The organism is Vibrio sp. 05-20-BW147 (genome assembly GCF_013369385.1).
Lineage (GTDB): Bacteria > Pseudomonadota > Gammaproteobacteria > Enterobacterales > Vibrionaceae > Vibrio > Vibrio floridensis.
In genome coordinates, this window is sequence record NZ_SZTO01000010.1 from 24,956 (window position 1) to 47,803 (window position 22,848).

Below are 22,848 nucleotides of genomic sequence, written 5' to 3' on the forward strand. Positions count from 1 at the left end.
AAACACCGTTATTCATCCGATTTAGGAATATAAGCTCATTCATTGATACAAAAAAACCAGCCATGGTGGCTGGTTGGAAATTTTGTGACTAATCCAACAGAATTAGGCGTTACCTTTCACTTGCATGTTCAATTTTTCAGCAAAATCTAACATTCTGTTCAATGGAATCAATGATTTAATGCGAAGTTCTTCATCCACAAAGATTTCATGCTCTTCACCGCCTTCACGCAGCGCGGTTTCAATTGCTTTCAAGCCATTCATGGCCATCCAAGGGCAATGCGCACAGCTGCGACATGTCGCACCCGCACCTGCAGTTGGTGCTTCAATCAGCTCTTTTTCCGGAACCAATTGCTGCATTTTGAAGAAAATGCCTTTGTCCGTTGCAACAATCATTTTCTGCTGTGGTAACTCTTTTGCCGCTTTGATCAACTGACTTGTTGACCCTACCGCATCTGCGAGCTCAACAACGCTTGCTGGAGATTCCGGATGAACGAGGATAGCGGCATCTGGATACACGGCTTTCATTTTGCGTAACGCATCGGCAGAAAACTCATCGTGGACAACGCACTCCCCTTGCCAAAGCAACATGTCTGCGCCAGTTTTGTTGGCAATGTAAGAACCAAGGTGGCGATCTGGCCCCCAAATGATCGGCTTGTCTTCAGCATCCAAATGCTCAACGATTTCCAGTGCAATGCTTGAAGTTACTACCCAATCCGCTCTTGCTTTCACTGCCGCAGAAGTGTTGGCATACACCACCACTGTGTGGTCTGGGTGAGCATCACAAAATTCGGTAAATTTATCTGCGGGGCAACCTAAGTCAAGCGAACACTCCGCTTTCAAGGTTGGCATTAGAATGCGTTTTTCTGGCGTCAGAATTTTTGCCGACTCCCCCATAAAACGTACACCCGCAATGATCAACGTGCTCGCAGGGTGGCGATTACCAAACTTAGCCATTTCAAGAGAGTCACCAACAAAACCGCCAGTCTCTTCTGCCAGCGCTTGGATCTCTGGATCGGTATAGTAGTGGGCGATCAAAACAGCGTCTTTCTCTTTCAAAAGCTGTTTGATGCTCGCAATATAAGTAGCTTTTTCTTCTTGGCTTAGTGGAACGGGCTTAGGAGGAAAAGGGTAAACGGTATCAATTTTATCTAGTATGTGGCTCATTGCTCTTGCTCTACGCAACTTCCTTTAATCCGAGTATTTTAACCTTAAGAGTACTCAAGATGCAAAAGGCTCAATCGTGCTGAAGAAGCCATTGAGTTTGTGATGAGATAAAAAAGGAGCTAAACGCTCCTCTTAAGTTACAGTTTTGATTTTGCCACTTTGGCAGAGGCACTCTCTGGGTGCTCATCTATCGCTTGCTGATAATACTTTTTCGCTTGCTCGAGATTGTTGTTACGTGCAGCAATGTCGCCCAATTTGACTAACGCATCGGCACGCTTATTTGAATCCTTATAGGAGACCACACCAGCAAAACTTTCCGTGGCTTCTTTATCTTGCTTTTGTGCAAAATAGAGCTGGCCTAACCAATAGTGCGAGTTGGGTGCAAAATTGGATTCTGGAAAATCTTTCTGAAACTGTTTAAACGCAGCAATCGCTCCGGCATAATCTCGCTTTTTCAAAATGAGGTCGACAGCATTTTGGTAAGCCGTTTGCTCATCGACATTTGCGCTAAATACACCTTGCTCGCCCCCTCCTTCAAGATCGACTGTTTGGGCTGGTACACCAACTGTCTTGATTTCACTACGTACTCTATCAAGCTCGATGAAGAGCTCACGCTGCCTCTCTAGCATTTGTTTCATATCGTAGTTATTTCGTTCTAGTTGACCACGTAACTCTGCAATCTCTTGAGACATTTGGTCAATTTGCTGTTGCATTTGCAACTGCATACGATTGCGGTTTTGCAGTAGACGTTCAAGACGCTGAACTTCCGTTTCCGGAACAGAGGAAGACGTAGCGGTCGCTACAGAAGTGTTGGTTGAATTGCTGTTGAGATCGGATACTGGAGCTGGTGCAGCGAACGCTAGGTTCGCTGCACTTGCCAGTAACGTAAGCGTAACAGCTCGCTTAGTGTTACTGAACATGAGGCTATTCCTCAATTAGTAGACTAGAACTGCGCGACGGTTTTTCGCGTAAACTTCTTCAGTCTGGCCTAGTAGTAGAGGCTTCTCTTCACCGTAGCTAACGATAGCGATTTGATCTGCCTGTACACCTAGCGCTTGTAGGTATTTAGAAACGGCTTGAGCACGACGCTCACCTAGTGCGATGTTGTATTCCGGAGTACCACGCTCATCAGCATGACCTTCGATAGTCACTTTTAGGTTAACATTTTTGCTCAGGTAAGCAGCGTGAGCCGCTAGCATCTCTTCGTAATCGCTAGAGATAGTTGCATTATCGAACGCAAAGTAAATTGTCTGAGTTTCACGAAGAGCTTGCTCTTTCAGTTCTTGCTCAGAAAGTTGACCGTTTTGATCGATTGGCGTCACAACTGTTGTATCAGTTGTATTTGCAGAACCAGATGTGGTTTGGTTTGTTTCAGTACTTGAGCCTGCGTTAGACGCAGCGTCATCACTAGAGCTACAAGCGGTAACAGCCATCACTGGTAGTGCGATTAGAAGCCCTTTAAGAACCTTGTTAAGTTGCATCTTATTTTCCTTTGTTAATCAAACTTAGTTGCTACAAAAACGGAGACCATGCGGGTGCTCTTACACGCCCATTTGTTGCCGGTAATCTAGCTTTAAAGCGGCCATCGATAGAAACCATCGAAAGCACATTTTTCTTGTCATATATGGAGCTATAGATAACCATACCTCCATTCGGAGCGATACTTGGGGACTCGTCCAACAACGTTTTAGTCAATATCTGAACAGCACCAGTCTCGAGATCTTGCTTAGCCAGATTGAAACCTGAATCGCTCCGATTGACCATAATCAAGAATCGCCCATCAGGCGTTATCTGCCCACCTAGGTTTTGGCTGCCCTGCCAAGTAAGACGGCTAGTCGACCCGTCGCTCAAATTTACTCTATATATCTGAGGTTTACCACCCCGATCCGATGTAAAGATGAGTGATTTACCATCAGGATGCCAAAATGGCTCCGTATTATTTGATCTATCGCTCGTTATTTGTGTCAACTTGCGCGTTTTTAGATCAAGCGTGTAAATCTGTAGCGAGCCTGTTTTAGATAATACAATGGCAAGTTGACTGCCATCTGGAGAAAATCTTGGTGCGCCGTTGTGTCGAGGAAATGAGGTCAGTTTCTCATGTTCACCGGTATAAATGTTCAGTACAAATATTTCTGCCTGGCCATTTTGGAAACTCACATACGCAAGCTGGCGACCATCTGGTGACCACGCAGGTGACATCAAAGGCTGCTTAGAACGCAGCACTAAGCGCTCGTTAAAGCCGTCGTAGTCTGATATGCGTAACTGATAAGGGAACTTGTCTTGGTCGTTAACCACGACATACGCGATTCGAGTTAAAAATGCACCGCGCTCTCCCGTTAACTGTTCGTAGATAAGATCAGAAATACGATGCGCATACTCACGCATACGCGATTCTGCAATTGTCGCGACTTTATTAAACAAGACATGGTCTTTAGAAAGTACTAACTGTCCATCTTCCAGCGCTCGACTCTGACCACGAGTAAGCTGTCCACGGACCACATCAACTAACTGATAGTTGATGACATACTCACCTTTCTCATTTTGTGTCACGGAACCCGTTAGCAAGGTATCCACACCTAAGTTAGTCCAGGCATCAAAGTTGATTTCTGATTCGTTATAAGGTGTTTGTGGCATCTTGCTAGTAGGAACTGGGCTGAACTTACCACTGCGTTGAAGATCCGACGCAACAACAGACGAAATATCAACAGGCAGTGCTTTGGTTCCTTGCCATTTAAAAGGAACAATCGCAATTGGCCTTGCTGAATCGATACCATCGGTGATGATCAATTCCAAAGCCGCATTGGCTACATTCGTGACACTGCTGAGCAGCACTAATATTCCCATCAAAAGGCGTTTTTTCACGTCTTAGTCCTTTTATTCGAAATCAACGGTTAAATTGATGTTGCGTAGCTCTTGTCTCACTGCATCATCCGCTGGCATAGGGAAAGTTCCAACCTGTAAAATAGCACTTTTGGCCGCATTACAAACTCGGGTATCCCCTTCCAAAATACTTACTGAATTGACAATTCCATCGACACCCGTTGGTATCAATTTAATGTTTACCCTACACGACTTTCCCAACAGATATTCATCCTTGATCAAGCGTTGCTGTATCAGTTGCGTGTATATAGCACCGTATCGGTTTTTCTCATCGGCGACGTGCTGATTTCTCGCTGCACTATTTTGGCTAGATTCCGTTTCTAACCCAGCAAAAATATCATTTAATGCCGCTTCTTTTTCTTTACGCTCACGCTCAATACGCTCTAAACGTTCTTTTTCCTTACGCGCTTTATCTGCGGCCTCTTTGGCGGCTTTTTCCTTCGCTATGCGCTCTTGCTCTGCCTTAGCGGCGGCTTCTTTTTCACGGCGAGCTTTTTCTTCTGCTTCTTTTGCCGCTTTTTCCTTCGCGATGCGTTCTTGTTCCGCTTTCGCGATGGCCGCTTCTTTGGCTAAACGTTCTTGTTCTGCTTTTTTAATCGCTTCTTCTTTTGTTTTTCGCTCTGCTTCCAGCTTCGCTACACGCTCTTTTTCTTTTCGGGCATTTTCTTCTGCCACTCTCTTCTCTTGTTCTTTTTGTTTGCGAATCTCTTCAGCTTCCCTTGCGGCTTTCGCTTCTCGAGCTTGTTGCTCCTTTAACTTGCGCAACTGATCTTCTTCCGCTTTGCGGTTTTTTTCCAATTGTTCAGCTTCACGACGCAGTTTATCAAGTCGTTCTTGCTCTTTCCTTTCAGCGGACTCACGCTGTTGGCGAATTTGGTTGGCTTGCTGCTTCACTAAGTTGGGATCAATCACCACCGCTTGAACCATTTGCCCACTTTGCTGTGGTTTCGACATGGTGAAGTCGGTTCCCCAAAGAAGCGCGATAACCAAAATGACGTGCAAAGCTACCGATACTGCTATCGGGAGTATGTAGTCATTTTTCTTGTTCTTCTTTTCTCTCATCATGGAGTTTATTTACTTAATACCCGTAAGTAGACCGACTTTCTCAATGCCTGCTTTGCTTAACTCGTCGAGCAGTAGAACAATTTCAGCGTAAGGCGTTGCTGCATCACCACCCACTGCTACGGGAGAATTTGGCTTCAGTGAAAGTTCTGCTTTGACACGTACAATCACATCTTCAATAGAAAGACCACGTTGCACTTCATCGTTATTCACGCTCAGACCTAGGTTACCTTCGCTGTCAACCTCAATGATAATAAAGCTACTATCACTATCACCAGCCAGATCGGACATGGTTTTGGCATTACTGGTTTTCGGCAGTTCAACATCGACGCCCTGAGAAACAAAGGGAGCCGTCGCCATAAAGATGATCAACAGCACCAACATAACGTCGATATATGGCACGACGTTAATCTCTGCGGTCATCTTGCGTTTTTTTGGTTGGTACCCTGCCATTACTGACTACCTGCCATCGCTTGACGGTGCAGAATGCTATGGAACTCTTCCGAAAACGTTGAGTAGCTGTGTTCCAACTTGCCCACTTTGCTGGCAAATCGGTTGTAAGCCATAACAGCTGGAATCGCTGCAAATAGACCCATTGCTGTCGCAATCAGTGCTTCTGCGATGCCCGGAGCCACCATTGATAATGTCGCTTGCTTCACTTCGCCCAGCGCGACGAAAGCATGCATGATACCCCACACCGTACCAAAAAGACCGATATATGGCGTAATGGAACCCACGGTAGCAAGGAATGGTAAACTCGTTTCCAGTTCATCAACTTCACGAGACACCGCGACTCGCATGGCACGACCTGTTCCTTCCATCACGAAATCTGGCGATGTTGGGTTGGTTTTACGCAGCCTTGCAAACTCGGTAAAACCCGCATAGAAAATTTCTTCAGCACCAGAAAGATCATCTTTACGTGCTTTCACTTGCTGATAAAGCTGAGAAAGATCGATGCCTGACCAGAATTTATCCTCAAATGCTTCTGCGTCTTTTGCCGCTTTAGAGAGGACTTTGCTGCGCTTAATGATCATTGCCCAAGAGACCACTGACATACCAAGCAAAGTCAACATCACCAGTTTTACCAGTAGGCTTGCTTGTAAAAACAGATCAAGAATAGAAATATCAGCAGTCACTATTTGTCAGCTCCGAAATAATAGAAGTGGGAATTGCAATTGGCTTCATTTTTACATTGTCGATACATGCTACCTTAACGGTTGCTGTACACAATAACTTGCCCTCATCATTGACTAATTCCTGACAGAAAAGCAGCGAAGCGCGTTTAATTTCGCCAACTTTAGTCAATATGGTGAGGTGTTGGTCAAGGCGAGCACCCTGAATAAAATTGATATCCATGTGTCGGACAACAAAGCCAATGTTTTGTTCCAGCAACCGGTTTTGCGAAATCCCTACCGAACGTAACAACTCTGTTCTCGCTCGCTCAAAAAACTTCAGATAATTGGAGTGATAGACCACCCCACCTGCATCGGTGTCTTCGTAATAAACCGTAACTGGCCAAGTAAAAGGCTGACGTATTCCGTTCAAAATTCTACCAATTCATTCGTGTTTAAAGGCAATTACTATAACGTAAGCGGCACAAATTGGTACCGCAGTTCAGACTTTTTTTGAGTTGCGTGGGGAAAATAAAAAGCCAGGCAAGATGCCTGGCTCAATTATTCACCTTTTCGGTTACAAAATGTATAAAGCAGTGAGAAACAGCAATATAGATAAAGAGAAGTATGGGCTAAACAGAAGTTGCCACACCCATTTTCTCGGTTTAAATCCAACGCCGTAAACCATGCTGGAGCAAACCGCCCAGATTAGAGCAGGACCTTTTATCGCATTGAAGCCACCTATCGCAGTCGCGTAGGCTTCTGGGTCCCACATCACTAATCCCACGTGCATAAAACCAAGCAACAACGCAATCACTTTCAATAGTGTTTTGTCTAGCGGTTCATGCAACAAAGCGATTCGCGCGTCCAAGCTACTCACTGTCTTTATCCATCATTTCACTGTGCTCTAACCAAAGAGCGTTGATGATACCGAATGCACACGCAAGTAGCACACCTAGAATCCATGCGAAATACCACATAGTTTTTACTCCTTAGTAAGCAGAAACGTCGTTGTCTTCGATGTGTTTCTTATCTAGACGGCCGAACATTTTGTAGTAAGTCCAAGTTGTGTAAGCAAGAATCACAGGTACCATAACGGCAGCAACCGCCGTCATCAGGCCAAGTGTTAGCTCACTTGCTGTTGAGTCCCACATGGTCAAGCTGTGCGCAGGAACAAGGCTTGAAGGCATCACAAATGGGAACATTGCAAAGCCCGCTGTCAAAATCACACCAGCATTTGCCAAGCTTGAGAATAGGAAAGCAAACCCACCACGCTCAAAACGAGAGGCAATCACCGCTAGTAATGGCATGAACACGCCCAATACTGGTGCTGCCCATAGTGCAGGATGAGCTTCAAAATTCGCCATCCAAGCACCCGCTTGTTGCACGACTTCTTTATTCAGCGGGTTGGAGTCTGCGAATGTATCGATGGTGCTCGTAATCACGTAGCCTTCGATTGATTGAACCCAGAAACCACCAATCACGAACAATGCCACCACTACAAGACCTGCAATTTGTGCCACGTTACGTGCACGAGTATGCAGCGCTTCTGTTGTCTTCATTTGTAACCAAGTTGCGCCTTGGAGAACAAACAACATTAAGCTGAGAACACCGCAAAGCAATGCAAATGGATTCAATAGTGCAAAGAATGAACCTTTGTACTCTGACATCAGCAGGTTGTTTAGTTCAAATGGTACGCCTTGTAGTAAGTTACCAAAAGCAACGCCGAAGATCACTGGCGGCACTGCGCCACTAAAACAGATCGCGCCATCCCATGCACTACGCCATTTTGGGTTTTCGACTTTAGAACGGTAGTCTAAACCTAGTGGGCGTAGCCAAAGTGCCGCTAACGTGACATACATCGCGAGGTAGAAGCCTGAGAACGACGTTGCGTAGACTAACGGCCATGCCGCAAACAGAGCACCACCAGCAGTGATAAGCCAAACTTGGTTACCATCCCAGTGTGGCGCGATGGTGTTGATCATCACGCGGCGCTCTGTGTCGTTTTTGCCGATAACCGGTACGAGCGCACCCACACCCATATCGAAACCGTCGGTGACGGCGAAACCAACCAGTAGAACACCGATCAGAACCCACCAAATCAGTCGTAAGATTTCATAATCAAACATTTTCTGTCTCCTTGCCTTACGCTTCTACTTGGCGATTAACTTTGTCTTCTATCGACTCGCCATTTTGTTCGAAGTGGTAACGGCCTGTTTTAAGGCTACTTGGTCCTTTGCGAGCAAATTTCAGCATCAGGTAAACTTCCGCGATCAAGAACACGGTGTACAGAGCGATGATAGCGAATAGAGAGGTCCACAACTCGCCGATTGTCAGTGCAGATGCCGCAACGTGGGTTGGAAGGATTTCACCCACCGCCCATGGCTGACGACCATACTCAGCAACAAACCAGCCAGCTTCGATAGCGATCCAAGGAAGCGGGATGCTAAATAGAGCTGCTTTAAGTACCCATGGTTTCTGCTCGATTTTCTGGCGACATGTTTGAACAAATGCAGCACCAAACACGAACAGCATGATGAAGCCACAGCCCACCATGATACGGAACGACCAGAATAGCGGCCATACGGTTGGGATGGAGTCATCCGCAGCGGCTTGAATTTGCTCTTCCGTTGCATCAGTTACTTTGTCGGTATAACGCTTAAGCAGCAAGCCGTAACCAAGGTCACCTTTTACTTCATCAAACGCCGCTTTATTCGCTTCAGAGCGATCGCCAGCACGAAGTTTTTCTAGCAATTCGTAGGCATACATACCATTACGGATACGATCAACGTGCTGATCACGTAGATCACGAAGACCCGTTACTTGCTCGTCAAAAGAGCGCGTCGCAATGATACCCATAACGTAAGGGATCTTGATCGCGTAGTCGGTGTGCATGGTTTCTTGGTTCGGTAAACCAAACAGAGTAAACGCTGCTGGTGCAGGCTCTGTGTGCCATTCCGCTTCTACCGCTGCAAGTTTTACTTTTTGTACTTCACCCAGCTCGTAACCTGATTCGTCACCAAGAACGATAACGGACAGGATCGATGCCATACCGAACGAAGCCGCGATAGCGAATGAACGACGTGCAAATGCGATGTCACGGCCTTTCAGTAGATAGTATGAGCTAATACCCAGGATAAACATGGCCCCCGTGGTATAACCAGACGCAACGGTGTGAACAAATTTCACCTGAGCAACAGGGTTAAGCACCACTTCGGCAAAGCTCACCATTTCCATACGCATGGTTTCGAAGTTGAACTCTGCGCCCACTGGGTTTTGCATCCAGCCATTCGCCACAAGGATCCAAAGTGCTGAGAAATTGGAACCTAATGCCACTAACCAAGTAACCGCTAAGTGTTGACGTTTAGATAATCTTTCCCATCCGAAGAAGAACAGACCTACGAAGGTGGACTCTAAGAAGAATGCGACGAGTGCCTCGATGGCAAGTGGGGCACCAAAAATGTCACCTACATAGTGAGAATAGTAAGACCAGTTTGTTCCAAACTGGAATTCCATGGTTAGGCCGGTGGCCACACCAAGAGCAAAGTTAATACCGAAAAGCTTACCCCAGAACTTGGTCATGTCCTTGTAGATTTGCTTGTCGGTCATTACGTACAACGATTCCATGATGGCTAAAAGGAAAGCCATACCAAGAGTCAAAGGTACAAATAGGAAGTGATACATCGCTGTCAGTGCAAACTGCAACCGCGACAGATCAACTACGTCAATCATGGTAACTCCTATGTGTCGGCTGAATGACACTCTCTACATTTTACATTTCATCATCAAGAGTTGAACCTTCTTGATTAATGTTGAATTAAACCAACATATTGTTGCAAAAATGTACCGTATTGGTTAGTTAATTGTTAAGCTACAGCTAATATAGCTGCGGCTAATACTACTGCTAAAAAGGTAGCGTTACAAAAGTTTTATAAACGCAAAGCGCTTTGATTTGAATCAAGAAACACTCGGCATCTCTGCCTAAAAAACAATCAACTTGATCTAAATCAAGCGAATACGAGATAGTTTGTTAAGTCGAGGTAATCAGAAGGAAATGCACACCTCATTATGGCTACGAGATGTTTACAATGCGCGATTTTGCATTACCTATTTAGAGGTAGTTGGATTTTCTTTATTGTGACATTGGTCACAATAAAGAAAAGGCTAGGAAATTTCATACCTAGCCTTGCAAACTTACTTTTCAATTCCGAAATGAAGATACGCCCGATCGGTTGCGATTCGCCCCCGAGGCGTGCGTTGTAAATAACCTTGCTGAATCAAATATGGCTCTAACACATCTTCAATCGTGTCTTTCTCTTCACCGATCGCAGCTGCCATGTTATCTAAGCCAACCGGACCACCGCCAAATTTCTCCATGATGGCCAACAGCAACTTGCGGTCCATGTAATCAAAACCTTTCGAGTCCACATCGAGCATGTTGAGCGCTTTGTCTGCGGTGTCTGCACAGATGTGACCATTGCCTTTTACTTCAGCAAAATCGCGCACTCGGCGCAACAAGCGATTGGCAATACGCGGTGTACCACGCGCACGACGCGCCACCTCTAATGCCCCTTCCGCTTCCATGGAAAGCCCCAAGCAGTCAGCACTGCGTTGCACGATATTCTGCAGATCAGGAATTTTGTAATACTCCAAACGCTGGGTAATACCAAAACGATCACGCAGAGGGGAAGTCAGTGAGCCAGCACGAGTGGTCGCACCAATTAATGTAAAGGGCGGCAAATCGATTTTGATAGAACGTGCAGCAGGGCCTTCACCAATCATAATGTCCAATTGGTAATCTTCCATGGCTGGATACAGCACTTCTTCCACCATCGGGCTGAGTCGGTGTATCTCATCGATGAAGAGTACATCGTTTTCTTCAAGATTGGTCAGCAAGGCCGCCAAATCCCCCGCTTTTTCCAACACCGGTCCTGATGTGGTGCGAATGTTTACGCCCATCTCGTTTGCAACAATGTTCGCTAAGGTGGTTTTACCCAAACCTGGAGGGCCAAAAATCAATAAATGGTCGAGCGCTTCGTTACGCAATTGCGCTGCTTTAATAAAAATTTCCATTTGATCACGCACGTGATCTTGGCCTTGGTAATCGGCCAGTTTCTTTGGTCGTATCGCGCGGTCAATCACATCTTCATCACGAAAAGCGGGATTGTTCGGCGCAATTAAGCGATCGGCTTCAATCATATCAATACCTATTTTGCGCGATTAGACCATGGACTTGAGCGCTTCACGGATCAGCTGTTCGCTGGTCATATCCGGTTTAGCAATCTGCGACACTACTTTTGATGCCTGTACAGGCTTATATCCCAACGCCAAGAGCGCGCTGACCGCTTCTTCTTCTGCGCTGTTACTGCTTGTACTGCCTGAATCGATTGGCGCTGCATCGGTAAATGGCGTGAACAGATCACCAGCGCTCCAGCCTTTCAAACGATCTTTCATCTCAACTACAAGACGTTCTGCGGTCTTCTTACCAACACCCGGCAATTTGACCAACGTGGAAATGTCTTCTCTTTCTACCGACGCCACAAATTGGCTTGCTGTCATGCCCGATAAAATGGCCAAACCCAGTTTTGGTCCCACCCCGTTGGCTTTGATGACTTCTCTAAACAGCGCTCGTTCTTTAACGGTATTGAAGCCATAAAGCAGCTGAGCATCTTCACGCACCACAAAATGAGTATAGATAATGGCTTCTTCCCCGATATTCGGAAGCTCATAGAAACAACTCATTGGCATCTGAACTTCATAGCCAATGCCATTAACTTCAATCAACAATTCAGGGGGTTGTTTTTCCAGCAGAATGCCGCGAAGACGTCCGATCACGTTCAATACTCTTTAGAAATGAATTTGCGACAGGATAATAAAGAACTGGATAGACATCCAGTTCTTTATCTCATAAAACGGACACAAGACTAACGATAACGGCCTCGTTTAGCACTGGTCGCCTGCCCGGCTAAGGCAATGAGGGTTTTATTGGTATTGGCGTGACAAATGGCAACACCTAACGCATCGGCCGCGTCCGCCTGGGGTTTAGCGGGTAACTTGAGCATATGTTGCACCATGTGTTGCACCTGTGCTTTATCAGCCCCACCCGTGCCTACCACGGCTTGCTTAATCAAACGAGCTGCGTATTCGTAAACTGGCAAATCGTGATTCACGGCAGAAACGATCGCCGCACCACGCGCTTGGCCAAGTTTGAGTGCTGAGTCGGCATTTTTCGCCATGAAGACCTGTTCGATGGCAAACGCATCCGGCTGAAACTGAGTAATAATCTCCGTTACACCCGCATAAATTTGCTTTAAACGACCAGGTAAATCTTTTTCTGATGTACGAATACAACCACTGCCAAGATATTGCAGGTGTCGGCCATTTTGGCGAATCACACCATAGCCAGTAACGCGAGAGCCTGGGTCAATTCCTAGAATAATCGACATGACACTTCCTATCTGTTCCTTAAACAAAAACTCCCGCGTTTGCGGGAGTTTTTTAACGCTTATTGCTTATTCTGCGCTTTTTTCTTTTGCAACCGTCACGGCAATCGCAAGCTCTTCAAGTGCTGCTGGGTTAGCCACACTTGGTGCATCTGTCATCAGACACGCGGCTGCCGTTGTTTTCGGGAACGCGATAACGTCACGAATGTTCTCGGTACCACACAGTAGCATGACAAGGCGGTCTAGACCGAATGCAAGACCTGCGTGCGGAGGCGTACCGAATTTCAGTGCGTCCAATAGGAAGCCAAATTTCAGTTTTTGCTCGTCAGCATCGATACCAAGAATATCGAATACCGCTGCCTGCATTTCTGCGTTGTGAATACGTACAGAACCACCGCCCACTTCGTAGCCGTTGAGAACCATGTCGTACGCATTTGAAATCGCTGGCGCTGGGTTTGCTTTGAGCTCTTCAGCGGTCAGACCTAGAGGCGATGTGAATGGGTGGTGCATCGCGTGTAAGTTGCCTTCGTCGTCTTCTTCGAACATTGGGAAGTCAACAACCCACAGTGGAGCCCAAGAACCTTCTTTGGTTAGGCCAAGGTCTTTACCCAGTTTTAGACGAAGTGCGCCCAGCGCTTCAGAAACAACATTTGCGCGATCCGCACCAAATAGGATGATGTCACCCGATTCTGCTTGAGTGCGCTCTAGAATACCGTTGATTACGTCTTCGCTTAGGAATTTCGCGACTGGAGATTGGATACCTTCCATGCCAGCTGCACGGTCGTTAACCTTCATCCATGCTAGGCCTTTAGCACCGTAGATGCTTACAAAGGCAGTGTACTCATCGATTTGCTTACGAGTAAGCTCAGCACCACCAGGCACACGGATAACGGCCACACGACCTTTCTCATCGTTAGCAGGGCCAGAGAACACTTTGAAATCAACGTCTTTAACAAGGTCAGCAACGTCTACTAGCTCTAGTGGGTTACGTAGATCTGGTTTGTCAGAGCCGAAACGACGAATCGCTTCGCTAAACGGCATAACTGGGAATTCACCTAGGTCAACGTTCAGTAACTCTAGCCACATTTCGCGAACCATTTTTTCCGTCACTGCACGTACTTGATCAGACGTCATGAATGACGTTTCGATATCGATCTGCGTGAATTCTGGCTGACGGTCTGCACGTAGGTCTTCGTCACGGAAACACTTAACGATTTGGTAGTAACGGTCAAAGCCAGACATCATAAGCAGCTGTTTGAACAGCTGTGGAGATTGAGGAAGTGCGTAGAAGCTGCCTTTGTGAACACGGCTTGGTACTAGGTAGTCACGCGCGCCTTCTGGTGTCGCTTTGGTTAGTACTGGCGTTTCAATGTCTAGGAAACCGTTGTCATCGAGGAAACGACGAACAAAGCTAGACGCTTTTGCACGTAGCTTGATGCGGTCGCTCATTTCTGGACGACGTAAGTCTAGGTAGCGGTACTTCAGGCGTTGCTCTTCCGAGTTCTTCTGGTTGAAGTCGAGAGGCAGCACGTCAGAACGGTTGATGATTTCAAGACCTTTAGCCAAGATCTCTACTTCACCCGTTGCCATTTCTTTATTCACTTGGCTTTCAGGACGAGTGCGAACTTCACCCGTTAGCTTGATACAGAATTCATTCCGCAGTTGGCTTGCCACTGCATACGCATCAGCCATATCTGGATCAACAACTACCTGAACGATACCTTCACGATCTCGCATATCAATAAAAATAAGACCGCCTAAATCACGACGACGGTTAACCCAGCCGCAAAGTTCTACAGTTTGTCCTGCAAGGGACTTGTTCAGGTGACCACAGTAATGGGTACGCATAATGAAATTCCCAATCTCTCTAAAATTGTTAACTACTCTCTGTCGGTCATTTTCTCAACAGAGCAAAGGTCCATTTATACGCTGAATGTCGGTGAAAATCGACTAGTCAGAATACAATTTATTGCGTTTTATCATGCATTGATGCTTTTTGATACAGCAACTGCTCAAAAGCACATCAAATGTGAAAAATTGGTCGGGATTATAACGCGAAACTACCGATTTCAGCAAAACTCTCGTACAGTGAGGCTAGGAATAAATGCAGCGAGAAACCATGAACACGCTTCCTCTTCGATTGGGTCTGACCATGTGGTCACACAATCAGTGGCAACAAGACTTTTATGGCTCGGGGACCAAACCCGCAGAACGGCTGGAAAAGTACGCACAGGTCTTTCACACTGTCGAAGGCAACACGACCTTCTACGCAACGCCAAATACACCAACCGTACTCAACTGGCGCGCGGCCACGCATGACGATTTTCGTTTCACCTTTAAGTTGCCAAAGCAGATTACCCACCAGCAGATGCTTAAAGGCTCTCAGGGTTTGTTACGCGAGTTTTTGAGTGTCATGGAACCGCTGCACCCGCGTATTGGTCAATGGACAATCCAACTTCCCGCGGCTTTTTCACCAGAGCATTTACCGCTGCTACAACGTTTCTGCTCTTACTTTCCCGAAGGGTTTCCGCTGGGAATCGAAGTGCGTCATTTGGCTTTTTTTGCGAAAGGAGAGGATGAGAAACGCTTGAATCAATGGTTAATGGAAACAAAGATTGATCGCATCATCATGGATAGCCGTCCGGTTTTCGCTGCTCCAGCAACAACCGAGGCCGTTATCGATGCGCACCAGAAAAAACCAAAGGTGCCCGTTCACGCCATCGCGACGGCTGAGCATCCAATGATTCGCTTTATTGGTCATCCCGATCTAGAGAGCAACCTGCCCTTCTTTTCCCCTTGGCTCAGCAAATTACCCCTTTGGATTGCCGAGGGTAAGCAACCGTATTTGATGATCCACACACCAGATAACGTAGAAGGCCCCCAGTTAGCCAAACGACTTTACCAACAATTACAGCAACAAGTGAAACTGCCCAATCTGTCTGATTTTCCTGCCAATAGTGGCAATAGCCAAATACAGATGTTCTAAGCCGTGTCTTGCAATGCATGACAGCTTGAGGAAATTCCCCTAAAATACGCGCCTTTTTACCGCCTATGTGAAAATAGGCAGCTTGTTAGCAGAGAATGGTTATGAACCCAAAAAGCAATCCAGATACTATTTTTTCGGCTCCAATCGATAAAATTGGGGATTTCACCTTCGATGAACGCGTGGCGGAAGTCTTTCCAGACATGATTCAACGTTCGGTTCCGGGTTACAGCAACATCATTTCTGCTATTGGTATGTTGGCCGAACGTTTTGTCAAACCTCACAGTAATGTGTATGACTTGGGTTGCTCACTGGGCGCAGCCACACTCTCAATGCGTCGCCACATCAAACAAGAAGGCTGTCAGATCATTGCGGTCGATAATTCTAAAGCGATGGTCGAGCGCTGTAAGCTTCACGTCAATGCCTACCGCAGCGATACACCCGTGAACGTGATTGAAGCCGATATCCGCAACATAGATATCGAAAATGCTTCCGTGGTGGTTCTCAACTTTACTTTGCAGTTCTTATCACCGGAAGATCGTTACGCATTGCTGGAAAAAATCTACGCAGGTTTGCGTCCTGGCGGTATTTTGATCCTTTCCGAAAAGTACGTTTTTGAAGATCAAGTTTCTAATGAGCTGTTGATTGACCTTCACCATGACTTCAAACGAGCAAATGGGTACAGTGAACTAGAAATCAGCCAAAAACGCAGTGCCATTGAAAACGTGATGCGTCCAGATTCGAAGAAACAACACAAAGAGCGCTTCGCGCAAATTGGATTCAGCAGCTACGATGTTTGGTTCCAATGCTTTAACTTTGGATCGATGTTTGCGATTAAGTAGCGAGAAGCGAGAAGCGAGAAGCGAGAAGCGAGAAGCGAGAAGCGAGAAGCGAGAAGCGAGAAGCGAGAAGCGAGAAGCGAGAAGCGAGAAGCGAGAAGCGAGAAAGTCTTAACGTTTCGCATTTAGTGTCAATTTTTAATTTATTACTCAGTGAAAAACGATGTTTAATTTTGCTAATTTTTACCAGTTAATCGCTCAAGACACTCGTCTTCAGCCATGGCTAAACGTTCTACCTCAACAGCTAACAGATTGGCAAAATGCTGAGCATGGTGATTTCCCTCGCTGGTTAAAAGCACTCAATAAGATCCCAAAAGGCGCACCCGATCAGATAGACATTAAGCACTCTGTCACCATTAGCAATGACACCCCGTTCCATCAAGGCGAGTTGAAGAAGCTTGAAAGCTTGCTGCGTACTTTCCACCCTTGGCGCAAAGGCCCTTATACCGTTCACGGCATTCATATTGACACCGAATGGCGCAGTGACTGGAAATGGGACCGTGTTCTGCCTCATATTTCACCATTGAAAAATCGCAGCGTGCTGGATGTTGGCTGTGGCAATGGTTATCACATGTGGCGCATGTTGGGTGAAGGCGCACGTCTGTGCGTGGGTATTGATCCATCACACCTGTTTTTAATTCAGTTTGAAGCGATCCGTAAGTTAATGGGTGGCGATCAACGTGCACACCTGCTGCCATTGGGTATTGAACAGCTACCAAAACTTGAAGCGTTCGATACCGTTTTCAGCATGGGGGTGTTGTATCACCGTCGCTCTCCGCTTGATCACTTAATTCAACTGAAAGATCAGCTTGTCTCAGGCGGTGAATTGATTCTGGAAACCTTGGTGATTGAAGGGGATGAAACCGCCGTTTTGGTTCCCAAGGAGCGCTACGCTCAAATGCGCAATGTGTATTTCTTCCCTTCGGCTCGCGCTTTAAAAGTGTGGTTAGAATTGGTTGGCTTTGAAGACGTGCGCATCGTGGACGAAAACGTCACCTCTGTCGACGAGCAACGCACCACCAATTGGATGACTCACAATTCACTGCCTGATTATCTCGATCAGAATGACCCGAGCAAAACGGTGGAAGGTTATCCAGCACCTCGCCGCGCAATTTTGGTGGCGAAAAAGCCATAATTGACACGGTTTTGACTCAATAATTTGAGTATCACTAAACCCTAACAAGAGGATGCTTCACGCATCCTTTTTTATACGCTACACTCCTCTTTACAATAACTTATTCCCCTAATTCACTTTTTAAGGCATTCAATGTTTATAAGATTGACGCCAGTACTCGCTCTCGTTTTGTTATCTGGCTGTACTTTAACCAATGGTGAGCAATATCATCAGAAAACCCTGACCGCCCTCCAAGACTCTGAGGCTCGTATTACGAATAAGATAGAGAATCTCACTCTGCAATCCTCAAACCAAGTCGATTACATCGAGAGCCTTGAGACTCAAATTACCGAGTTACAAAAACAAGTTGAACATCTTCAATTGACTCAACAGCAAAGTTTGGCGTCGTCTGAAGAGAAAAAACCAGAACCTAAAGTCATTGCCGCGCCACCTGCACCAGCCAAAAATCAAATCATTCTTGGTGCGATAGAGAAAGTGACTATCGACTCTATTAATCAGTCATTTGATGCCCGTGTCGACACTGGTGCTACCACATCATCACTCAATGCCGTGGACATCGAAATGTTCGAGCGCAATGGTAAAGATTGGGTTCGCTTCCACCTCTCAGATCCCGAACAACCTGCTACAGAACAAAACTGGATTGAAGCCCCCGTTATTCGCTATGTGAAGATTCGTCAATCGACCAATGACGATACTGAACGACGCGCGGTGGTTGAACTGTGGGTCAAAGTAGGCGCAATCAAAGAGAAAGCACAATTTACATTGGCAGATCGCTCACAAATGAGTCATCCCGTTCTTCTAGGGCGTGAGTTTATTCGCGATATTGCTCTTGTAGACGTCAGTCGCAGTTACATTCAAACCGGACAAAAGAAAAAATAGGTAGGCTATGACTTCCCGAGTTCCTTTTTATCTCTCTATCATCCTGCTGATTGTCGCAGGAATAACACTCAGCGTGTTTCGCCATCAAACCTATGGCGTGCCATGGACGCCCGGCGAAAGCCGCCAGATCTGGGATATTGAAGCGCGTATCGAGTTCAATGCCAGTGGTCAAGAGGTCAAAGCCTCGTTGGCTGCGCCTCATACGCAAAATGGTTTTACGTTGATCAACGAAACGGCATCCTCTCCGGGTTATGGTGTTTCATACGTCAATACGGCTTCGGGCCGCCGCGCCGAGTGGTCGATCCGTCAGGCGAGTGGCCCACAAACGATTTACTACAAAACGCAGTTTCTCGTCGACCCACAGGCAAAAGTGACTGTACAACCGCCCACTGAGCCGATCAACAAACCGACCTATTCCAATCCGGAACAAACCGCCGCACAAGCTCTGATTGACCGCGCGATGGCTCGCTCATCTGATAACATCACGTTCACGCGCGAGTTGATCAAGACACTCAACGATCCCGAAAGCCAAAACGCAGCGCTACTGCTTAACAACGCTGACCGTGCCACCACTATTTACAAACTTCTGTCGACTGCCGATGTTCAAAGCAAGCTGGTTGGCGTGATTTCTTTGGAAGATGGCCGTCGTCGCCAAACGATTGAATCGATGATTCAAGTGTGGGATGGGCAATCTTGGGTTCTATTCTCGCCAAACTCTGAGCAACACGCTGACCAAGGCAACTTGCTGGTATGGGATGATTCTAACGTATCGCTGTTAGATTTGGTCGGTGGTCAAAATAGCCAAGTGCATTTCTCGATGATTGCGCAAGACATTTCACCGCAAGCGGCAACCAACAACAAAGTGGAAGCCGATGGCCTACTGAACCTCTCAATTCACAGCTTACCTCTCGAAGAACAAGCGATGTTTAAGACCATTATGTTGGTGCCGATTGGCGCACTCATTGTGGTGTTCTTGCGCGTCATCATTGGTTTGAAAACATCCGGCACCTTTATGCCCGTACTGATTGCCGTGGCGTTTGTACAGACGCAACTGGTGACGGGGATTGTCGGTTTCTTATTGATTGTGGGTACGGGTTTGATCATTCGTAGCTACCTCTCCAAACTGAACTTGCTGTTGGTTGCGCGGATATCTGCGGTCATTATTACCGTTATTCTGATTATTTCCATATTCACCGTTGTGGCATTCAAAATTGGTTTAACTGAAGGCCTTTCTATCACCTTCTTCCCGATGATCATCTTGTCATGGACCATCGAACGTATGTCCATCTTGTGGGAAGAAGAAGGCGCGAAAGAGGTGGTACTGCAAGGCGGTGGTTCACTGTTTACCGCAGTATTGGTTTACCTTGGCATGACTAACCCATACATCCAGCACCTGACCTTCAACTTTATTGGTCTGCAGCTTGTTGTACTGGCAGCGATTCTATTACTGGGTACTTACACCGGTTACCGCATCACCGAGTTGCGTCGCTTCAAACCACTGGCAGAGGATTAATCTATGTTCTCCTTTTTGTCTAAGTACACATCGCCGATGAAGCTGCGACGCAAAGGGATCATGGGAATGAATAAGCGTAATCACGCTTATATTGGTCGCTATAATGACCGTTCCAAATACCCTTTGGTGGATGACAAGCTCAAAACCAAGATCATCGCGCAACGAGCGGGCTGTACAGTGCCACAGTTGATTGGCGTGATCAGCAATCAGGCCGATGTGAAACGCATTCACGAAATGGTCAAAGATTGGCCCGGGTTTGTGATCAAACCCGCTCGTGGTAGTGGCGGTAAAGGCATTCTTGTGGTGACCTCGCACAAAGAGGGCGTTTACACCAAACCTTCGGGTTCCACCATCAACAAAGAAGAGATTGAACGTCATATTTCTAATGCGCTGGCGGGGCTATTCTCTCTTGGTGGTAAGAACGATGTCGCCGTGGTTGAGAACTTAATTAAGTTTGATAACTGCTTTGACGGCTTCAGCTTCGAAGGGGTGCCCGATGTGCGGATCATCGTATTCAAAGGCTACCCTGTGATGGCGATGATGCGTTGCTCAACGGCCGCGTCTGATGGAAAAGCCAACTTGCACCAAGGTGCGGTTGGGGTAGGTATTGATATTGCGACGGGGAAAGCGATTCGTGCCGTGCAGTTCAACCAACCTGTCACTCACCATCCAGATACAGGAAAAGATCTTGCCACTTTGCAAGTGCCTCATTGGCAACGTTTGTTGACCTTGGCAGCCAGTGCGTGGGAAATGACCGGACTGGGTTATCTCGGTACCGATATGGTGTTGGATAAAGAAGAAGGACCAATGGTATTGGAACTCAACGCTCGCCCTGGTCTAGCGATTCAAATTGCCAACGGTGCAGGGCTTTTACCACGCTTACACCATATTGAGAACTTGGGCGCACCACTGGTCTATCCCTCAGCGGAAGAGCGCGTCGCGTATTCAATGCGTCAATTTGGCGCAAAACAAGATTTTGATAGCAGCGCAAGCTAGATCAATTCTTGCGTCACTTATACGATACACGCCCGCGATGATTGCGGGCGTTTTCTTGTTGGCCATTTGAGCGCAGTGGCGTATTTTTATCCTAAAACGTCGACAACGACACTCTTAACAACGGTTAAACCACTGGCATAGTTTCCTTCTCCGCACAAACCAAACCCGCATAGTGCGCTTTAATCGCATCGGCGATTTTCTCCGCAATCATGATAGTTGGCGCGTTGGTGTTTGCGCCAATCAAGGTCGGCATAATGGAGGCATCCACCACTCTTAGCCCCGCCAAGCCATGAACTCTGAGCTGATGATCAACCACGGCCAGCGGATCACTTGCCACGCCCATTTTGCACGTGCCAACCGGATGATATTGTGTATCGGCTCGGTTGCGGATGTCCTGCTCTATCGCTTTGTCATCCGAGGCATCAACGGGATAAAAGCTCTCCCCTCGAATGTCATCAAACGCCGAGCTCTCCAACATTTGCTGCTGTTTTTTCCAGCCTTTGATCATGATTTCCATATCTTCTGGATGCGTAAAAAACGCCGGGTCAATGCGGGGCACATCGTAAGGGTTGGCGCTGTTCAGTTTGACGCGGCCAACACTTTTTGGGCGTAATAAAGTCACATGGCTACTAAAGCCGTGGCTTGCATGAATTTTCCGCGCATGATCGTCCACTACAGCCACGACAAAAACAAACTCCAGATCGGGGATCTCTACGCTGTCATCAGAGCATAAGAAGCCGATCCCCTCAGCAAAATTGCTGCTCATTTTACCCGTCCGTTGCGTGATCCATTGTGGTAATGCTTTGGTCAATTCCGACGCCATACGAAGTGAGACACCAAAGGTATCGCGCTTGGCACTGCAACGATAGGTATGAACTAAGTCAATGTGGTCTTGCAAGTTCTCCCCCACCCCGGGCAATGAGTGAACTTGCTGAATACCATATGGCTGTAAATCCTTCTTCGCCCCGACGCCCGAAAGCAAAAGCAGTTGTGGAGAGCCAAACGCGCCAGCAGATAAAATCACTTCTCGCTTACAGCGGATCTGAAACGTGTGGCCTTTTTGGCCATATTCGACGCCAACAGCTCTCTTGCCGTCAAAGAGAATTTTATGGGTGGTCGCTTGAGTTAACACCGTTAAATTTGGCCTGTCCAAATGAGGAGTAAGATACGCTTTGGCGGCACTGCACCTTTCACCATTGATTTGTGTTACTTGAGTGGCCATCGCTCCCAACTGCTGCGCGCCATTGATGTCGGGATTGCGTGGAACGCCTATCGACTCGCAAGCGGCTAAATAACGTTCCAACACGTCACTCGGTGAGCGTAAATTAGTGACATTCAAAGGGCCACCTTGGCCATGAAATTCATCACGATGAATCTCGTTGTTCTCCGCTTTTTTGAAATAGGGTAAGCAGTCGTCATAACTCCAACCGACGTTTCCCAAACTCGCCCATAAGTCGTAGTCGTATCGATGCCCTCTGGCGTACATCATGGCATTGATAGAACTGGAACCGCCTAACGTTTTGCCCCGCGGTTGATACCCTTTTCTACCATTCAAACCTGCTTGTGGGATGGTTTCAAACCCCCAATTGTTTATTTTGGTGGGCATCATCGCCACCATGCCAACAGGTGTATGAATGAGAGGGCTGCTATCTTTGCCCCCCGCTTCCAGCAAACAGACGGTGACGTCAGGATCTTCCGTCAATCGAGACGCCAACACACAACCGGCAGAGCCGCCACCGACAACAATAAAATCATATTCCTTCATGCTCTCTCCTCTACCTCGACTGGGTATTTCTGTTTTAAGACGTTTTCAACGCCATCAGTACGGTTGAAGCTGTTTTA

The 22,848-nt window shown here is 46.9% G+C and carries 23 protein-coding genes; 6 read left to right on the top strand and 17 right to left on the bottom strand.

The features are described from left to right. Positions 1 to 102: 102 nt before the first annotated feature. The 16 genes from nadA to aspS form a co-directional block, all read right to left on the bottom strand. Positions 103 to 1,164, bottom strand: coding sequence for a quinolinate synthase NadA (nadA, locus tag FC652_RS10455; protein ID WP_176298514.1), 1,062 nt, complete (start codon positions 1,162 to 1,164; stop codon positions 103 to 105). A 137-nt stretch (positions 1,165 to 1,301) separates the two neighbouring features. Next, positions 1,302 to 2,084, bottom strand: a complete 783-nt coding sequence (gene ybgF / locus FC652_RS10460) for a tol-pal system protein YbgF (RefSeq protein WP_176298515.1) — start codon at positions 2,082 to 2,084, stop codon at positions 1,302 to 1,304. Positions 2,085 to 2,099: 15 nt separating this feature from the next. Then, positions 2,100 to 2,645, bottom strand: a complete 546-nt coding sequence (gene pal, locus FC652_RS10465) for a peptidoglycan-associated lipoprotein Pal (protein WP_176298516.1) — start codon at positions 2,643 to 2,645, stop codon at positions 2,100 to 2,102. A gap of 31 nt (positions 2,646 to 2,676) precedes the next feature. Then, the gene (gene tolB / locus FC652_RS10470; RefSeq protein ID WP_176298517.1) at positions 2,677 to 4,026 is read right to left on the bottom strand and encodes a Tol-Pal system beta propeller repeat protein TolB; all 1,350 of its coding nucleotides are present in this window, start codon (positions 4,024 to 4,026) and stop codon (positions 2,677 to 2,679) included. Positions 4,027 to 4,038: 12 nt separating this feature from the next. Continuing rightward, positions 4,039 to 5,106 carry a cell envelope integrity protein TolA gene (tolA, locus tag FC652_RS10475; protein WP_176298729.1) on the bottom strand — a complete coding sequence of 356 codons (1,068 nt, stop codon included), beginning with the start codon at positions 5,104 to 5,106 and terminating at the stop codon, positions 4,039 to 4,041. 12 nt (positions 5,107 to 5,118) lie between these two features. After that, positions 5,119 to 5,559: an ExbD/TolR family protein gene (locus FC652_RS10480; protein ID WP_176298518.1), complete on the bottom strand. Its 441-nt coding sequence runs from the start codon at positions 5,557 to 5,559 to the stop codon at positions 5,119 to 5,121. Further along, a complete protein-coding gene (tolQ, locus tag FC652_RS10485; RefSeq protein WP_176298519.1) occupies positions 5,559 to 6,242 on the bottom strand; it encodes a protein TolQ in 684 nt (227 codons plus the stop codon). Before tolQ ends, FC652_RS10480 begins: the two co-directional genes overlap by 1 nt. Beyond that, on the bottom strand, positions 6,232 to 6,651 hold the full coding sequence (gene ybgC, locus FC652_RS10490; RefSeq protein WP_176298520.1) for a tol-pal system-associated acyl-CoA thioesterase: 420 nt from the start codon (positions 6,649 to 6,651) through the stop codon (positions 6,232 to 6,234). The genes tolQ and ybgC overlap by 11 nt, the downstream gene beginning before the upstream one ends. Before the next feature lie 144 nt (positions 6,652 to 6,795). Next, the gene (ybgE, locus tag FC652_RS10495; RefSeq protein ID WP_176298521.1) at positions 6,796 to 7,098 is read right to left on the bottom strand and encodes a cyd operon protein YbgE; all 303 of its coding nucleotides are present in this window, start codon (positions 7,096 to 7,098) and stop codon (positions 6,796 to 6,798) included. Next, positions 7,091 to 7,198, bottom strand: a complete 108-nt coding sequence (gene cydX / locus FC652_RS10500) for a cytochrome bd-I oxidase subunit CydX (protein ID WP_000270284.1) — start codon at positions 7,196 to 7,198, stop codon at positions 7,091 to 7,093. The genes ybgE and cydX overlap by 8 nt, the downstream gene beginning before the upstream one ends. A gap of 12 nt (positions 7,199 to 7,210) precedes the next feature. Further along, a complete protein-coding gene (gene cydB, locus FC652_RS10505) occupies positions 7,211 to 8,347 on the bottom strand; it encodes a cytochrome d ubiquinol oxidase subunit II (protein WP_176298522.1) in 1,137 nt (378 codons plus the stop codon). A 16-nt stretch (positions 8,348 to 8,363) separates the two neighbouring features. After that, positions 8,364 to 9,950: a cytochrome ubiquinol oxidase subunit I gene (cydA, locus tag FC652_RS10510; protein WP_176298523.1), complete on the bottom strand. Its 1,587-nt coding sequence runs from the start codon at positions 9,948 to 9,950 to the stop codon at positions 8,364 to 8,366. Between the two features lie 462 nt (positions 9,951 to 10,412). Continuing rightward, positions 10,413 to 11,417, bottom strand: coding sequence for a Holliday junction branch migration DNA helicase RuvB (gene ruvB, locus FC652_RS10515; RefSeq protein WP_176298524.1), 1,005 nt, complete (start codon positions 11,415 to 11,417; stop codon positions 10,413 to 10,415). 21 nt (positions 11,418 to 11,438) lie between these two features. Beyond that, a complete protein-coding gene (ruvA, locus tag FC652_RS10520) occupies positions 11,439 to 12,053 on the bottom strand; it encodes a Holliday junction branch migration protein RuvA (protein ID WP_176298525.1) in 615 nt (204 codons plus the stop codon). Between the two features lie 89 nt (positions 12,054 to 12,142). Further along, the gene (ruvC, locus tag FC652_RS10525) at positions 12,143 to 12,664 is read right to left on the bottom strand and encodes a crossover junction endodeoxyribonuclease RuvC (protein ID WP_011080036.1); all 522 of its coding nucleotides are present in this window, start codon (positions 12,662 to 12,664) and stop codon (positions 12,143 to 12,145) included. Between the two features lie 66 nt (positions 12,665 to 12,730). After that, complete coding sequence (gene aspS / locus FC652_RS10530; protein ID WP_176298526.1) at positions 12,731 to 14,509, bottom strand: aspartate--tRNA ligase; 1,779 nt, start codon at positions 14,507 to 14,509, stop codon at positions 12,731 to 12,733. A 271-nt stretch (positions 14,510 to 14,780) separates the two neighbouring features. Between aspS and FC652_RS10535 the strand changes: the two genes are divergently transcribed. The 6 genes from FC652_RS10535 to FC652_RS10560 all read left to right on the top strand — a co-directional run bounded on the left by FC652_RS10535 (position 14,781) and on the right by FC652_RS10560 (position 21,006). Continuing rightward, on the top strand, positions 14,781 to 15,647 hold the full coding sequence (locus FC652_RS10535; protein WP_176298730.1) for a DUF72 domain-containing protein: 867 nt from the start codon (positions 14,781 to 14,783) through the stop codon (positions 15,645 to 15,647). A gap of 101 nt (positions 15,648 to 15,748) precedes the next feature. Next, positions 15,749 to 16,486, top strand: coding sequence for a carboxy-S-adenosyl-L-methionine synthase CmoA (cmoA, locus tag FC652_RS10540; RefSeq protein WP_026050621.1), 738 nt, complete (start codon positions 15,749 to 15,751; stop codon positions 16,484 to 16,486). Positions 16,487 to 16,646: 160 nt separating this feature from the next. After that, on the top strand, positions 16,647 to 17,618 hold the full coding sequence (gene cmoB / locus FC652_RS10545) for a tRNA 5-methoxyuridine(34)/uridine 5-oxyacetic acid(34) synthase CmoB (protein ID WP_176298527.1): 972 nt from the start codon (positions 16,647 to 16,649) through the stop codon (positions 17,616 to 17,618). Between the two features lie 132 nt (positions 17,619 to 17,750). Beyond that, positions 17,751 to 18,497 carry an ATP-dependent zinc protease gene (locus FC652_RS10550; protein WP_101957205.1) on the top strand — a complete coding sequence of 249 codons (747 nt, stop codon included), beginning with the start codon at positions 17,751 to 17,753 and terminating at the stop codon, positions 18,495 to 18,497. Positions 18,498 to 18,504: 7 nt separating this feature from the next. Continuing rightward, positions 18,505 to 20,010, top strand: coding sequence for an inactive transglutaminase family protein (locus FC652_RS10555; RefSeq protein ID WP_176298528.1), 1,506 nt, complete (start codon positions 18,505 to 18,507; stop codon positions 20,008 to 20,010). A 3-nt stretch (positions 20,011 to 20,013) separates the two neighbouring features. After that, positions 20,014 to 21,006, top strand: coding sequence for an alpha-L-glutamate ligase-like protein (locus FC652_RS10560; protein ID WP_011080029.1), 993 nt, complete (start codon positions 20,014 to 20,016; stop codon positions 21,004 to 21,006). 124 nt (positions 21,007 to 21,130) lie between these two features. On the opposite strand, the gene FC652_RS10565 is transcribed toward FC652_RS10560, so the two are convergent. After that, positions 21,131 to 22,771 carry a GMC family oxidoreductase gene (locus FC652_RS10565; RefSeq protein ID WP_045620520.1) on the bottom strand — a complete coding sequence of 547 codons (1,641 nt, stop codon included), beginning with the start codon at positions 22,769 to 22,771 and terminating at the stop codon, positions 21,131 to 21,133. Positions 22,772 to 22,848: the final 77 nt, after the last annotated feature.